The sequence below is a fragment of the Lactobacillus sp. WILCCON 0059 genome (assembly GCF_057197985.1).
Map to the genome: position 1 here is coordinate 2,277,220 of NZ_JBUBHN010000001.1, position 14,071 is coordinate 2,291,290.

The window sequence follows — 14,071 nt, forward strand, 5'->3', positions numbered from 1 at the left end:
TTAGCATTTCTGCTCTCCATCCATCTGTTTTCCTTAGAAAGGAGGTGATCCAGCCGCAGGTTCTCCTACGGCTACCTTGTTACGACTTCACCCCAGTCATCTGCCCTGCCTTAGGCGGCTGACTCCTAATGGTTATCCCACCGACTTTGGGCATTGCAGACTTCCATGGTGTGACGGGCGGTGTGTACAAGGCCCGGGAACGTATTCACCGCGGCGTGCTGATCCGCGATTACTAGCGATTCCAGCTTCGTGCAGGCGAGTTGCAGCCTGCAGTCCGAACTGAGAACAGCTTTAAGAGATCCGCTTGCCTTCACAGGTTCGCTTCTCGTTGTACTGCCCATTGTAGCACGTGTGTAGCCCAGGTCATAAGGGGCATGATGACTTGACGTCATCCCCACCTTCCTCCGGTTTGTCACCGGCAGTCTCTCTAGAGTGCCCAACTTAATGATGGCAACTAAAGACAAGGGTTGCGCTCGTTGCGGGACTTAACCCAACATCTCACGACACGAGCTGACGACAGCCATGCACCACCTGTCTCTGCGTCCCCGAAGGGAAAGACTTATCTCTAAGTTTTGCACAGGATGTCAAGACCTGGTAAGGTTCTTCGCGTTGCTTCGAATTAAACCACATGCTCCACCGCTTGTGCGGGCCCCCGTCAATTCCTTTGAGTTTCAACCTTGCGGTCGTACTCCCCAGGCGGAGCGCTTAATGCGTTTGCTGCGGCACTGAGAACCGGAAAGTCCCCAACACCTAGCGCTCATCGTTTACGGCATGGACTACCAGGGTATCTAATCCTGTTCGCTACCCATGCTTTCGAGCCTCAGCGTCAGTTGCAGACCAGAGAGCCGCCTTCGCCACTGGTGTTCTTCCATATATCTACGCATTCCACCGCTACACATGGAGTTCCACTCTCCTCTTCTGCACTCAAGAATGACAGTTTCCGATGCAGTTCCACGGTTGAGCCGTGGGCTTTCACATCAGACTTATCATTCCGCCTGCGCTCGCTTTACGCCCAATAAATCCGGACAACGCTTGCCACCTACGTATTACCGCGGCTGCTGGCACGTAGTTAGCCGTGACTTTCTGGTTGATTACCGTCAAATAAAGACCAGTTACTGCCTCTATCCTTCTTCACCAACAACAGAGCTTTACGATCCGAAAACCTTCTTCACTCACGCGGCGTTGCTCCATCAGACTTGCGTCCATTGTGGAAGATTCCCTACTGCTGCCTCCCGTAGGAGTTTGGGCCGTGTCTCAGTCCCAATGTGGCCGATCAGTCTCTCAACTCGGCTACGCATCATTGCCTTGGTAGGCCTTTACCCCACCAACTAGCTAATGCGCCGCGGGCTCATCCTAAAGTGACAGCTAAAAGCCGCCTTTCAAACTTGAATCATGCGATTCATGTTGTTATCCGGTATTAGCACCTGTTTCCAAGTGGTATCCCAGTCTTTAGGGCAGATTGCCCACGTGTTACTCACCCATCCGCCGCTAGCGTCCAACAAATCATCCCGAAGGAATCTTTGAATTCAGCTCGCTCGACTTGCATGTATTAGGCACGCCGCCAGCGTTCGTCCTGAGCCAGGATCAAACTCTCAATTTGAAAATTGAGCTCTTTTTAATCTGCTCCAGATTATTTGCTTGCGAATTGACTTCGCTTATTTGCTTGGATCAAACAATGTTTGACCCGCACACTGCGAAACTTTGTTCAGTTTTCAAAGTACCAACTTGCGTCAAGTGACGCAACGTTTTATATCTTACTCGCTTGTTTGATTCTTGTCAACAAGCTTTTGATATTTATTTTTTGTCTTGCTTCAAGCACTTGGCTCGTTTCAAGACAAATAATACTTTACCTTCTTTTTATCCTTTCGTCAAATCGGCTAGTTTATTCGGTTTATTATGTGAACACACGGCTTCGTTGTCATTTTTGTTTTTTCTTTCTTTTTGCTTTTGTTTAATTTTATCTTGGTTATACCAGCAAAAGCTGCTTCTTAGTTCGCTTTTAGGTCATTTTTACCAGAAAACTTTTTCAAAAAAATGTTATTTCCTGGTAAAAAAGAAAAACCGCGGATTAAATCCACGGTTCTTAGTTCTTGCTCTTATTTTAATCTGCTTTCTTCTTAAAGCCATTTTCCAGATAGCTGATCCGGCGGTCAAGCTGCTGCTTCAATTTGTCTAAGTCAACCTTCCTGCCGGCCTTGTAATCCGCTGCTCCTTCAGTAATACAGCTGATCATCGTTAAAAGCAGGGCGTGCAGGAGGAACTTCAAATCCCCTTGGTCCTGCAGATTGACTTTTTCCGCCATCTTCTCCAGTTCTTCCTCGCTGAGACAGTCAAGCGGGTCCATAGGATGATTTCCTGCCTGCGGATGCGGCAGATGCTGCTGGTAGAGCAAGTCAATCCGCCGGTAGAAAAACATCTTGTTTTCCCCGTAAAAAATTTCCTTAAGCCACAAAGGCAGGACTTCCCGGGCCATTTTTATCGGGTCATAATCATAATCCTTCAGCTGCTGGTGGCTTTCCGCCAGCATTTTCCGCTGAATCTGGTCACCCAGGTAAAAGTACACGTCTTCCTTGTCGTCAAAATACTGGTAAAAGCTCCCCCGGGGAATCCCCGCCGCCTTGATCAAGCGGTTGATTGAAGCTTCATCGAAGCTGTGGGTGAAAAATTCCTCCCGGGCCGCTGCCATAATCCGGTCCTGCTTTTCCTTAGGCAGGTTGAAAAAAGTCTGGCTGGGCATTTTTTACTCCTTCCGCAAAGCTTCAACGGGATCCAGCTTGGAAGCGTGGTTGGCTGGCAGGATCCCGGCGATCATGCTGATGACGATGCTGATGATCAAACCAGTCAAGGCGTATTGCGGAGTCAAGCTGACCACGGCCGCCTTAAAGGCTGACTGGGTGAAGCTGTTGATCCCTTGGGCCAAAAGCCAGGTCAAAGCAATGCCGACAATCCCGGAAGCCAGGCCCAGCAAAAAGGCTTCGCTGGAGAAGATCCGCCGGATGTCCTTGCGCCGGGCACCCAGGGCCTTCATGACCCCGATTTCCTGGGTCCGTTCGACTACAGAGATGTTCAAGACAACCAGAATCATGATAGCTGAAACCAGCAAAGAAACTGCCGCGATAGCCGTCAGAACATAAGTCAAAACGCTCAAGATGCTGTCAAACATTTCCGTCATCTGCTCCTGCATTGAGCCGGCAAAGCCCTTGTCCTTGGCTGCCTGCTTGATGGAAGAAGTGTACTGCTTGTCAGTTGCCGTCAAGTAGACCACGTTTGGCTTCAAGGTCAAGCCATTGTCTTTGAAAATCTTCTTCAGATCACTGTAAGGCAAAAGCAGGGTGCTGACCTGGCCGGAGCCGGAAGCTTCATAGATCCCGACTACCTTGACCGTCTTGGTGATGGTCTTGGTCCCGATCTGCAAAGTCGCCTTGACCTTCTTGCCTAAAATCTTCTTGCTCAAGTTGTCGGCGCTGCCGCTGTCGATCATGACTTCGTTCTTTCCAGCCTTAGGCAGGCGGCCCTTCTTGATCTCTGACTTGGCGATCCCGTCATTGACCGTCTTGAGGTAGATCATGCTGGCCGTCTTCTTGCCATATTTCAGCTGGTTAGTCCCCAAGGAAATCGCGCTGTAGCCCTTCTGCAGCTTTTTGACATGAGAAATCTTCTCCAGCTTCTTCAAATCCTTCTTGCTAAAAGCCGAAGCGCTGCTGGTCCCGGACAAAGAGGCCATATTATTTTGCTGCTGCTTGGCCAAAGCTGCCTTGTCCCCTGTCTGCTGGGCCTGCATCCCCTGCTGGCGCATCTTCTGGCTGGAAGTCTTCTGGATTTCCGCCACCAAAGGGTTAGAGTAGGTGTTCATCTGCCCGCTGACGTAAGAGGTAACCCCTTTGCCCAGGCTGAGCATGAGAATCACGGACATGATCCCAATCCCCATCCCGGTTGAAACCAGGGCGTTGCGGCCGAACTTGGCCTTCATGTTCTTAAAAGCCAAAGAGATCGCCTTAAAGAGGCTCATCTGCTGGATCTTGACTTCAGTTCTCTGCTCCAGGTGGTGGTCAAGTGGCTTTTGCTCCTGGTCACTGACGATCTGCCCCTGGTCGATCCGCAGAACCCGGCTGCAGTGGCTGGCCACCTTGTCTGAGTGGGTCACCATCAAGACCAGCTTGCCCGAAGCCGCGATGTCTCTGATCATGTTTAAGATCACGTCAGTCGTGTCCGCGTCCAGCGCCCCAGTCGGTTCATCAGCGATGATCACGTCCGGGTCATTGGCCAAAGCCCGGGCAATGGCCACCCGCTGCTTCTGCCCGCCGGACAGTTGGTCTGGCTTCTTGTGCATGTGATCCTTCAAGCCCACCTGGGTTAAAAGTTCTTCTGCCCGGTCGCGCCGCGTTTTTTCATCCGCGTTGGACAGGGTCATGGCGATTGACACGTTGTCGATCAAGTCCAGGTGAGGGATCAAGTTAAAGTTTTGAAAAATAAAACCGATTGATTTCTTATGGTAGTTGACCATTTCCTTCTGGGAAAAATCCCGCAGGTTCTTCCCTTCGTATAAAATGGCCCCTTCAAAGTCAGAGTCCAGGCCCCCGATCGTGTTCATCAAGGTTGACTTGCCTGACCCTGATTCCCCGACGATGGCGACCATTTCCCCGGCGTCAAATTTCGCATTGACCCCGCGCAGGGCCTCGTACTGGCCCCCGCCCGGCATCTTGTAGTACTTTTTGACGTCTTTTAATTCAAGAACAGTCATCTATCCGTCTCCTTATGCAAAAATATGACAACTTGTCATATGACATGTTGTCATAATAATCCCTCTCCCAGCTTCTGTCAAGCAAAAACAAAAAACATGACCCCGTATTTCGGTTAAAATGATGGTAGAATGACTTAATTCCAGTAAAAACAGAAGGGGACAAGCATGACTGAACTTTTTCCTAAAGAACTGGCTGAGCTGACAGCTTTAAAAAATGACATGGCCAAATACCGGCCCTTGAGCAAAGAACAAGTTGACCTGCTGAACCAAGACATCCGCTTGGAACACGTCTGGACCTCAAACGCTCTTGAAGGCAGCACGCTTACCAGGTATGAGACCGACTCCATCATCAATGCCGGCATTACCATCCATGGCAAATCTTTGACCGAAACCCTTGAAGCCGTAAATTTGAGCCAAGCCTACGACTACATGATCGACTTGGCTACGCAAAAGGAACCCTTGACCCAGGCCGTAGTCAGAGACTTGAACCGGCTAGCTACTTTGGAAAAAGATAAAGCCATGGCTGACCTGATCGACTGGGCCCGAACCGCGATAAAAGCAGAGCATCCCGTCCAGTACGCGGCTGACCTGCACCGGAAATTTGTCAGCATTCATCCCTTCTCAGATGGCAATGGCCGGACCGCCCGCCTTTTGATGAACTTTGCTTTGACAGAGAGCGGCTACCCGGTAATCAACATCCAGCCCGACGCTAATTCCCGGGAGCAGTACATGCTAGCCTTAAGCGACTACCAGGAAAACGGCAACGAAGCCCCCTTCACCAAACTGGTAATTGACTACACCAGGGAAACTTTGGAGAAGCGGATCAAAATTCTCCGCGCCAACGAAATCGCCATCAAGGAAGCCGAAAACGACACCAACCTGCCTAGAAAAAATTAATCTGACCAAATCAAAAAACATGACCCCGGCAAGTTCCGAAGTCATGTTTTTTAACGTTCTTTAGCAGCTGGCGCCGTTTTGAATCTGTTCAGCGGTAAGTTCACTTGGCACGTAAACGTTGACGCCGACCGCGCTGTCGATCAGGCCGCTGCCGTCGCTCAAGGACAGCATCCCGTACTGTTCGCCAACGCTCAAGCTGTCATCTAAGAAGCCCATTTCCGCCTGGCCCGTGTACAGGTCCAAACCCAAAGCGTTGTCGATCTTGATTTGGTAGTCCGGGTCAGCCTGGTCCAAAGCGACGAACTGGAAGTTGGCCCCGATCGTGCAAGTCCCGCCTTGCAGCGAGTACTTGTTTGACCCGTCATTCAAGGCCAGGAGCAAGACTGTCTTGTCTCCCCGCTTCTTTTGCAAAAATTCCCCAGCTTCCGGGCTAAAAGTCATTTTAACCATATTTGTTACCTCCCCATCGAACTCACTTATTTTTTGATAGTTTAAGTATAGCAAGTTTTTTCTCAGCAAAAATTGATCCAGGTCAATTTTCTTTGCCAAAAAGGCGGGAAAATGCTTAAGAATGTTATAATTTGCCTAAAAGCAGTGAGGAGGTAAGCCACATGACTAAAGTCAAATTCAACCTGGACGACGACCTGGCCATCCTGCTTGAATCCTACCAGGAGGAAAGCGGGACAGACAAGGACGCCATCATCAACCAGGCCATCAAGAATCTGCTGGTCAAAAAGCTGGGTAAAAAACGGATCGCCCAGCTGCTCAAGGACAGCGAAAACGGCAGCGACTACCAGCTGGAACAGTTCTTCAGCCGCTACGACTGGCTTGAATAGCAAACAAAAAAGCCCAATTCCACCAACATTGGAATCAGGCTCACACAGTGCGTGCCAAAGCAAACCACATATTAAGGGCTGCTTTCGCTACCGGAGAAAACAGCCTAAGCATTTGACACAAGATAGATTATATACTCAAACTGGCTTTCGGACAATCTTTTCAGCCCGAAAGCTTATTTTTTTAGTTTTGCCAGGACGTCTTTGTTAGTTAAAGCCACCGTCGGCAGCTTTTTCTTTTTCCGCCAGGCCTGGGTCAAGTAGTAGTCGTTGATCGCGTACTCAGGTTCCGTGTACTTCTGCTCCATAAACGGCTTGACAGCCTGGTCAACGGCCAGCCAGCCGTTCCAGCCCAGGTGGATGGTGTCTTCCATGAAGTACTTCTTCTTGCCGTCCTTGGACAGGTCGTAGATGTTGTCAAAGCCCTGACTGATCAGCTGGTGCTTGATCTTAGTCGTGGCCGTGTTGTACATCTTCTGTGACAAGCCAGTGTACTTCTGCCACTTGGCGTTAACCGGCGGAATAATGAAGAGGACCTGGGTCTTGTCCTTGGCGAACTGGTTTAAAAGCAGCTCGAAGTCGGAGTATTCCGGAGATTCAACATAGTTGAACTTCTTCTGGCTCCCCTTCAGTTTCTTGAGCAGCTTGGCGTTCAGGCGCTTTTTGTAAAAACCGGTCCGGATGCCAAAAGGATTGCCCTTGGTATTCTTCTTGGCTTCCTTCTCTGAGGCCTTCTTCAAGCCCGCGTAAGAGTAAGTATCCGGCAACTTCTTCCCCTGCTGCTCGATCTTTGGCAAGCGGTCGCGCAATTGCAGGGAAGTGAAAAAGCTGTCTTCATTGGAATACATCCGCCGCCGCCAGCGGAGGTAGTAGCGCTCATTCTTAGAGATCCCTACCCCAGCCGCGATTTCCAAAAGGGCGTGGTTGATCACGTGCTCGCTCTTCACGCTCGGCATCTGCAACAGACGGCGGGCCGCGTAGCGGTCAGCTTCCGTGTCCTTGGCGTTCAAAATAAAGTCGCTGGCGTGCAGAGGCGAGTAGTAAAGACCGAAGGCGTCCGGGTTCTGCCCCTGGGCAGTAAACCACTGCGGCGAAATAATCACCACGGCTTTCTTGCTTGGCGCGTCCTGCATCCCCAAGTACTGGGCCAGAGACTGGCTGCCCGCTCCCCCAAGCAGGAAAGGCGTGTAGGAGCGCTTGTACTTGGTGGCCAGGACAGTCGGGTGCATGTTGTCAAAACGCGACAATTCACTTGACCCATAGAAAGGCACGTAGCCCTGCTTATAGGCCTTCTGCCGCATGGCCTTGCCCTTGAAGACCGTCGTGGTCTGCGAAGCGGCTGCCTGGAAGAGGCTGCCCGCTGAAAAGGTCCGCTCCCAAGGCAGGGAGAAGATCCCGATCAGCAAGAGTGCCGCGCAGATGACTGGCCCAAAGATCAGCCAAAGTTTTGTCTTATTCTTCATCTTGCAGTTTCTTCACCTGTTCAACCAGCTTGTTTGGGGTGTTCCAGTCGTCGCGGTTGAATTCAGAAACCGGAACGGTGATGTCGAAGGTTTCCTGCAGAGTCAAGAGCATCTGCACAGTGGACATGGAGTCCATGATCCCGCTCTCGTAGAGTTCTTGGTCCATGTTGTCTGAGAAGTCTTCACCAGTTGCTTCAGCTAAAATGTCAACGATTTGCTTTTGAATATCCATGATTTTCCTCTTTCTTTTTCAATCTATTTCTCTAGATCTGTTTCTTTTTCTGTTTTGTTTTCTGTTGATTTTTTAAAAAATTACTTGCCCAGCGGCACATTGAACCACAGGTTGTTCAAAAAGCCTGAGAAGATCAAGAAGCTGAGGCAGACCACGTGGAAGGTCACGAAAATCGCCACTGCTTCAGTGAACTTGTTGTGCTTGACCAGCTTGTGCTTCTTCTTGAAGCGGAGCCAGATGTCATTGATGATGATGGCCAGGGCGTGGTAAAGACCGTAGACGATGTAGTACCAGGTCAGACCATGCCAGACCGCCATCACCATGAAGTTGACCAGGTAGGCCACCTGGGAAAGCCGGTTCCGGTTCTTGATCAAGCGCTTCTTCATCGCGAAGAAGGTGAAGCGCATGAAGATGAAGTCTCTGAACCAGAAGGACAGAGTCATGTGCCAGCGGTTCCAGAATTCCTTGATGTTGTGGGCCGCGAAAGGCTTGTTGAAGTTCATCGGCGTGTGGATGCCCATAAAGTAGGAAATCGACACGGCGAAGAGGGAGTAGCCCGCGAAGTCAAAGAACAGGTACATTGAGTAGCAGTACATGACCCCTAAGAGCCACCAGGACAGGTGCAGGGGATGCATCCGCCCGGCTAGGATGGCCTGCTGCTCAAGGTATGGCAGGCAGTAGGTCCCGAAGAACCAGCCCAAAAGGAACTTGTACAAGAAGCCCTGGAAGAGGTATCTGACCGCGTAGGACAGATCCTTGATGTAGTCTTCCCGGCTCGGCGCCTTGTCATAGTCCTTGACGAAGCGGCGGTAGCGGTCGATCGGGCCGCTGGAGATGGTCGGGAAGAACAGGAGGAAGCGGGCGTACATTACCGGATCCACCTGCTTAATCGTCCCGTCGCGCAGCTCCATGACCACCTGGACCGTCTTAAAGGTCAGATAGGAAATCCCTAAGAAGCCGAGGTCAATCCCCTGCTTGTGAGGAACAACCGGCCAGATTTTGACCGCCGCCAAAGGCAGGATGGCCAGGATCACGGCCAGGCAGAAGACCCAGGTCTTGTTGGCCTTCCCCGTCTTCTGCCTGTAGTGCTGGTAGGCAAAAGTCACCAGGAACTGGTAGACGATGTAGCAGATCAAGGTTACCCCCTGCTGCCACTTGTCCGCGTCGAAGATGAGGAAGATGAAAGCCAAAGACACCAGAGCTTCGTACCACTTGTAGCGCTTGCCGAAGTAAAGGCCGATGATCAGAGGCAAAAGCGCGACCAGCAGGTAGACAAAGTACTGCGGGTTTTCATATGGTTGCAGATTTATCACGCCTGGTTAACCTCCTTGATGACCGCCTTGATGTCGACCTTCCCGTTCTGGGAGATCGGCAGGGCCTCTTGGTAAAGGTAGCGCTGCGGGATCATGTACGGCATTACGTCCTTGGTCAGGCCGTCTCTGATCTGCTTGGTGATTTCCCCTTCATCGTACTTGCGGCTGACCCCGTCGTTTAATTCGATCACGGCCACCAATTGCTTGATCGTGTGGTCAGGCTTGTAGATCGGGGCGGCAACCGCGTGGCGGACCAAAGGGTTCTGGTTCATGTAGAAGTTGATTTCTTCCAGTTCGATCCGGTAGCCGTTGAACTTGATCTGGAAACCGATCCGGCCCTTGTAGAAGAGCAGGTTCCCATCAAAGTAGCCCACGTCCCCGGTCCGGTAGTGCTGCACGCCGTTTTCCTGGTAGAAGGCTTCTTCAGTCTTTTCCGGGTTGTTGATGTAGGCCTTGGAGACTGACGGACCGGCAATGATCATTTCCCCGCTCTTGCCGTCATCACCCTGTTTGAGGTCAATAGTGATTTCCGTGTCTTCCTTGACGTAGCCGATTGGCAGGCGGTCGTATTTTTCCAGAATTTCCGGGGTGATCTCCACTTGGGTGACCGCCACGGTGGCTTCAGTTGGCCCGTAGGTGTTAAAAATCCGGCTGTCCGGGAACCGCTTCTTGAGCATTTCAACTTCCTTGCGGGGCAGTTCTTCCCCGCAGAAGAGGAAGTGGCTGAGGCCGGCGTGGTGGCTGGAAGCAAAAGTCCGGTCCAGGAAGCACATTTGAGCAAAGGACGGAGTTGATACCCAGACGTTTACGTCGGTTTCCGGCAGGGCTTTGAAGAGCTGGGCAAAGTTTTCCGTCACTTCGTGCGGCAAAACGACCAGTTCCCCGCCACTCAACAGGGCCGGGTAGATGCTCATGACTGACAGGTCAAAGGAGTAAGGGGCCTGGGCCAAGAAGCGCGGATGCTCTGGCAGGTCAAAGTCCTTCAGTTCCCAGTCAACGAAGCTGACCAGGTTGTCGTGGCTGATCTGAACCCCCTTGGGCTTACCGGTCGTCCCGGAAGTACAAATGATGTAGAAGTTTTCGTCGCCCTTGACGTAGTCTGCTTCGTCAGCTTGCCCTTCTTCTGGAACGTCGTCTGGCGTCAGCAGGGTCAAGTCGCCCAAGTCAACTTCTGGCAATTCGCTGATGGCGATCAAGACCGGGGAAGCAGAGACTTCTCTGACCAGGTCGATTCTTTCAGCGTTTGAATAGTCAGCGATTGGCACGTAGCAGTGCCCGCTCTTTACACAACCTAAAAAGCAAGCCAGCATGTCAAAAGTCTGCCCGCCCCAAATCATGACGGGTACCTTGGCCGCTGCCTTTTCCTTTAACAAGGCGGCCCAGGCGTTAGCCCGCTTGAGCAAGTCAGCGTAGGTGTTCTTTTGACCCAGGTAGTCGTAAACTACCCGGTCTGGTTCTCTTTGCGCGATCTCATCGATCGTCTTGACAATATTTCTCATTTCCATTTCCACTCAACTTTCCTAAAATTCATTGTAAATAAAGCCGGTTGAACCCAAGCCACAATATTCATACAGATAAACCAAGCCTAATAAAATGAGGCTGTAAAGCAAGGTTCGCAGAATAAAGGACCGGATGATCTTCCCCCGGCTGGCTGGTGTCTTGTTTTCCATCAAGCTCATCTCCTCTTCTTTTTCACCAGGTCTGCTATCCCAACAGAATGAAACAACACAACTCACTTACGTGATTACAGTAAACTGTAACACATTATTCATATTTCGTTCACAGTCTTCTGACATTTTACCATTTCTTAAAGTATTAAAAAATACAAAAAGCAACATTTTCCCGTTATTTTTTTGCAAAAAGCTATTTAAGCCCGGCCTTGCGCTCCTGGCTGTAGCAAAACAACAGCGGAATCGAAGGCAGAAAGCCAACGAAGAACATGGCAATCAAGCTCATCCGCAAGACGTAGCTTGGCGAATGCCACTTGTCCAGCTTGGCGGTCGCCAGCACGTAAGCCGCGTACAAAACGACCAGGGCCAGGCCCCACAAGAAGCTGGCGTAGTGGGTGACCTGGTAGAGGTAGAGCAGGCCGCTTGCCGGAAGCAAGCAGGACCAGCCGGAAATCCGCACGTCGATGATGATTTTTTTGGCAAGTTTACTATCCATGTATAATATTGTCTCCTTTATTTGTATTTGCTGTCTGTTAATTATTGTCCAGCAGGGCGTCGATATTGACCGACAAGGTCCGGTCCATGACCGTGATATCCTGGCGGGCGTACTTGCTGGATGCCGATTCAAAAAGGCAGAGCAGCTGGCCCTTGTAGACCGTGATCTGCTCTAAGTATGGCGGCATCCTGACCACCTGCTCGGCGTTTGACTCGTCCAGGTTGTTCACGGCCGTGATCGGGAAGATGTAGAGCTTGGAATCCTTGCGGCCATATGACTGGCTGAGGAAGATCTTATCCCCGTAGATGGCCAGGCCCTGGATCTGCTTGTTCATGCTGGCCGTCCCGTCCGGGTCAGACCAGGAAACGGACTCGTTGATGCTGGAAATCTCGCTGGTGGTGATGGTGTTTTTGTACTGGCCGGACCGGGCAAGCTTGTAGCTGGCAACCTTGCCGTGGCCATTTTCATTGAAGTAGCCGACAAAGAGCTGGTCATCGTAATAAGTCAGAGCTGAAGCCTTGGCGATTGAGTTGATCGGAATCTCATGGTCATAAACAAGTTGATCGCTGGTCTTGGCGCTGGCCACGTATTCAATCAATTTGGCCAAGGAAAAAGACATCAAGGCCGACTGCCCGTCCTTTGACCCGGTCAGCCAGATCTGCATCCCTTTAGGGTCGTAGGCAATCCCGCCCAAGTGCTGGCGGCCGGGCAAGCGGACCGTTTTCAAAAACTTCCCCGTCTTTTTGTCCAAAACATAAATGACCGAGGCATGCCGGTGCTGGCCGTCATAGGCCGTGATCAGCAGATACTTGTAGACCACGGCGATCCCCTGGGGAGTCATGGCGTTAGTCGCGCTGATCTTTTTAGTCTGGTAGTCATAACTCCGCGTCGAGATCAAACCTGGAATGACCACGTCCTGGCCCACCGTCGTCCTTTTCGGGGTCTGGTAGGCGGCCTGGTAGACAAAGCTGTAATTGTCCCTAATCGCCTTTCGGTAGGCCCTCAGCTTGTGCCAGGCCGGACTGGTGCTGGTCCCGTCCTTAGCCTTGGTCACCTTGGGTCGGGCCGCCAGCATGGCCTGCTTCATCTGCCACTTGCTGTAAGTCGGGTAGGCCCAGTAGTAGCCCCAGGCCGCCAGACCAGCCAGCAGGATAAGGTTAAAAATCAGCAGGCGCAGCTTCCGGCGGAAGTGATGCTTCTTCCGGCTGACTAGTTTTTTTCCGCTTTTTCTGTCTTTTTTACCCATTGGCCCTCCTTTCAGCCTCTTTTCTGCAAGTTTTTCCACTAAAAAAGAAAATTCCCCTCTATCTTAACAAGCCTGGCCAGGGGCGAAGCAATTTTTTTGGCTTTTTTTGAACTTTTTTGCCAAACGTCATACTTTGTTCACATTTCCAGTATAATATAATAGCTGTAACAAGCGAGAGCTTGTTACTACACTCAACTTTTTGTTTTTCATTCATACTCCTCCAAAGTAAATGAAAAATATCGACTGACTCCATAGTCGATTCATATCTATCCCTTTCGGCTCACGTGCGTTGCGTGAGCTTTTTTGTTGCCTTGACAGGCCTTTTTCGTTCTTTATAGATCCGCAAGCAATTCTTTACTCTTTGTTAAGGAATTCCAAACCCTTTATTGAGAATTACCCTGTATGATAAACAATGTAACGAGCTGGTAGAACTCGTTACAAATACTCCCACTTTTTTATTTCATTCATTCTTACTCCTCCAAAGTAGATGAAAACCAATTAGGCCTGCGCGAGCAGGCCTTTTTCTTTTTTCTTTTCCCAAATAGTCTTATACTTAAATTATGTCAAAACGTTTTTTAGCATAGAAAAAATATAAGGAATTAGGTTGATGATTTCAGCAGCTATTCAACGCGTTATCGCGGAAAAGTCCGGTTCCTTTTTGATTCCGGCCAGCAAGATTGCCATCGTTGAAGAAGACAATCCCCTTTACCATGCCTTCTTGATCTTAACCAAGGTCAAGTACGCCAAAATTCCCGTCTTGAACAAGAAAGGCCAGATCACCGGCCTTTTGAGCCTGGCCATGATCACCGACAAGATGCTGGACCTGGATGGCATTTCTGTCAAGGCCTTAAACAAGTACAAGGTCAAGGACGTCATGGAAACCGACTTCGTTTCCGTCAACTTTACGGAAAAAGACATGGAGACCCAGCTTCACCTGCTGGTTGACAACAACTTCCTCCCTGTCGTCGACGACCAGGGAGTCTTTCAAGGGATGATCACCCGGCGGGAATGGTTTAAGGCCTTCAACTACCTGGCCCATACTTTTGACGACCACTATGTCACGATTGACAAAAAGCAGGTCCTCAAGCTTGAAGCAGAAAATTAACAATACAATCATAAGCATTTCCAGTGTAAGACATCCAATTTGTGTTAAAATATATCTAATAAGATATATTGTCTT

13 protein-coding genes and 1 rRNA gene are annotated in these 14,071 nt (G+C 50.4%); 3 read left to right on the forward strand and 11 right to left on the reverse strand.

Annotated features, from left to right (window positions below; genetic code table 11):
* Nucleotides 1-37: 37 nt before the first annotated feature.
* From ACYVUT_RS10690 to ACYVUT_RS10700, 3 genes are all read right to left on the reverse strand, one after another.
* Nucleotides 38-1,600: ribosomal RNA gene (locus tag ACYVUT_RS10690) — 16S ribosomal RNA — on the reverse strand.
* Nucleotides 1,601-2,101: 501 nt separating this feature from the next.
* Nucleotides 2,102-2,737 carry a TetR/AcrR family transcriptional regulator gene (locus ACYVUT_RS10695; RefSeq protein WP_484500853.1) on the reverse strand — a complete coding sequence of 212 codons (636 nt, stop codon included), beginning with the start codon at nt 2,735-2,737 and terminating at the stop codon, nt 2,102-2,104.
* Between the two features lie 3 nt (nt 2,738-2,740).
* Entirely contained in the window at nt 2,741-4,741 is a 2,001-nt protein-coding gene (locus ACYVUT_RS10700) for an ABC transporter ATP-binding protein/permease (RefSeq protein WP_484502025.1), read from the reverse strand.
* 165 nt (nt 4,742-4,906) lie between these two features.
* Here ACYVUT_RS10700 and ACYVUT_RS10705 point away from each other — a divergent pair, with 165 nt between their 5' ends.
* The gene (locus ACYVUT_RS10705) at nt 4,907-5,638 is read left to right on the forward strand and encodes a Fic family protein (protein ID WP_484500855.1); all 732 of its coding nucleotides are present in this window, start codon (nt 4,907-4,909) and stop codon (nt 5,636-5,638) included.
* Between the two features lie 60 nt (nt 5,639-5,698).
* On the opposite strand, the gene ACYVUT_RS10710 is transcribed toward ACYVUT_RS10705, so the two are convergent.
* Nucleotides 5,699-6,088, reverse strand: coding sequence for an iron-sulfur cluster biosynthesis family protein (locus tag ACYVUT_RS10710; protein WP_439775183.1), 390 nt, complete (start codon nt 6,086-6,088; stop codon nt 5,699-5,701).
* Nucleotides 6,089-6,249: 161 nt separating this feature from the next.
* Between ACYVUT_RS10710 and ACYVUT_RS10715 the strand changes: the two genes are divergently transcribed.
* Nucleotides 6,250-6,474, forward strand: coding sequence for a hypothetical protein (locus tag ACYVUT_RS10715; RefSeq protein WP_484500856.1), 225 nt, complete (start codon nt 6,250-6,252; stop codon nt 6,472-6,474).
* Nucleotides 6,475-6,647: 173 nt separating this feature from the next.
* Here ACYVUT_RS10715 and dltD read toward each other — a convergent pair whose 3' ends face one another.
* From dltD to ACYVUT_RS10750, 7 genes are all read right to left on the reverse strand, one after another.
* Nucleotides 6,648-7,934, reverse strand: a complete 1,287-nt coding sequence (gene dltD / locus ACYVUT_RS10720) for a D-alanyl-lipoteichoic acid biosynthesis protein DltD (protein WP_439775185.1) — start codon at nt 7,932-7,934, stop codon at nt 6,648-6,650.
* Nucleotides 7,924-8,166, reverse strand: coding sequence for a D-alanine--poly(phosphoribitol) ligase subunit DltC (gene dltC, locus ACYVUT_RS10725; protein ID WP_035162154.1), 243 nt, complete (start codon nt 8,164-8,166; stop codon nt 7,924-7,926). Before dltC ends, dltD begins: the two co-directional genes overlap by 11 nt.
* Before the next feature lie 80 nt (nt 8,167-8,246).
* Nucleotides 8,247-9,479: a D-alanyl-lipoteichoic acid biosynthesis protein DltB gene (gene dltB, locus ACYVUT_RS10730; protein WP_484500857.1), complete on the reverse strand. Its 1,233-nt coding sequence runs from the start codon at nt 9,477-9,479 to the stop codon at nt 8,247-8,249.
* The gene (gene dltA / locus ACYVUT_RS10735) at nt 9,476-10,978 is read right to left on the reverse strand and encodes a D-alanine--poly(phosphoribitol) ligase subunit DltA (protein WP_484502056.1); all 1,503 of its coding nucleotides are present in this window, start codon (nt 10,976-10,978) and stop codon (nt 9,476-9,478) included. Before dltA ends, dltB begins: the two co-directional genes overlap by 4 nt.
* Before the next feature lie 21 nt (nt 10,979-10,999).
* Nucleotides 11,000-11,149, reverse strand: a complete 150-nt coding sequence (locus ACYVUT_RS10740) for a teichoic acid D-Ala incorporation-associated protein DltX (RefSeq protein ID WP_439775187.1) — start codon at nt 11,147-11,149, stop codon at nt 11,000-11,002.
* Between the two features lie 193 nt (nt 11,150-11,342).
* Nucleotides 11,343-11,645, reverse strand: coding sequence for a hypothetical protein (locus ACYVUT_RS10745; RefSeq protein WP_439775188.1), 303 nt, complete (start codon nt 11,643-11,645; stop codon nt 11,343-11,345).
* Nucleotides 11,646-11,682: 37 nt separating this feature from the next.
* A complete protein-coding gene (locus ACYVUT_RS10750) occupies nt 11,683-12,891 on the reverse strand; it encodes a YncE family protein (protein WP_484500858.1) in 1,209 nt (402 codons plus the stop codon).
* Nucleotides 12,892-13,498: 607 nt separating this feature from the next.
* Here ACYVUT_RS10750 and cbpB point away from each other — a divergent pair.
* Complete coding sequence (gene cbpB, locus ACYVUT_RS10755; RefSeq protein ID WP_439775190.1) at nt 13,499-13,996, forward strand: cyclic-di-AMP-binding protein CbpB; 498 nt, start codon at nt 13,499-13,501, stop codon at nt 13,994-13,996.
* Nucleotides 13,997-14,071: the final 75 nt, after the last annotated feature.

What these genes read in the sequence shown, in the direction of transcription:
- ACYVUT_RS10695 (WP_484500853.1), bottom strand. Translation starts at nt 2,737, where the DNA reads ATGCCCAGCCAGACTTTTTTCAACCTGCCTAAGGAAAAGCAGGACCGG.
- ACYVUT_RS10700 (WP_484502025.1), bottom strand. Translation starts at nt 4,741, where the DNA reads ATGACTGTTCTTGAATTAAAAGACGTCAAAAAGTACTACAAGATGCCG.
- ACYVUT_RS10705 (WP_484500855.1), top strand. Translation starts at nt 4,907, where the DNA reads ATGACTGAACTTTTTCCTAAAGAACTGGCTGAGCTGACAGCTTTAAAA.
- ACYVUT_RS10710 (WP_439775183.1), bottom strand. Translation starts at nt 6,088, where the DNA reads ATGGTTAAAATGACTTTTAGCCCGGAAGCTGGGGAATTTTTGCAAAAG.
- ACYVUT_RS10715 (WP_484500856.1), top strand. Translation starts at nt 6,250, where the DNA reads ATGACTAAAGTCAAATTCAACCTGGACGACGACCTGGCCATCCTGCTT.
- dltD (WP_439775185.1), bottom strand. Translation starts at nt 7,934, where the DNA reads ATGAAGAATAAGACAAAACTTTGGCTGATCTTTGGGCCAGTCATCTGC.
- dltC (WP_035162154.1), bottom strand. Translation starts at nt 8,166, where the DNA reads ATGGATATTCAAAAGCAAATCGTTGACATTTTAGCTGAAGCAACTGGT.
- dltA (WP_484502056.1), bottom strand. Translation starts at nt 10,978, where the DNA reads ATGAGAAATATTGTCAAGACGATCGATGAGATCGCGCAAAGAGAACCA.
- ACYVUT_RS10740 (WP_439775187.1), bottom strand. Translation starts at nt 11,149, where the DNA reads ATGGAAAACAAGACACCAGCCAGCCGGGGGAAGATCATCCGGTCCTTT.
- ACYVUT_RS10745 (WP_439775188.1), bottom strand. Translation starts at nt 11,645, where the DNA reads ATGGATAGTAAACTTGCCAAAAAAATCATCATCGACGTGCGGATTTCC.
- ACYVUT_RS10750 (WP_484500858.1), bottom strand. Translation starts at nt 12,891, where the DNA reads ATGGGTAAAAAAGACAGAAAAAGCGGAAAAAAACTAGTCAGCCGGAAG.
- cbpB (WP_439775190.1), top strand. Translation starts at nt 13,499, where the DNA reads ATGATTTCAGCAGCTATTCAACGCGTTATCGCGGAAAAGTCCGGTTCC.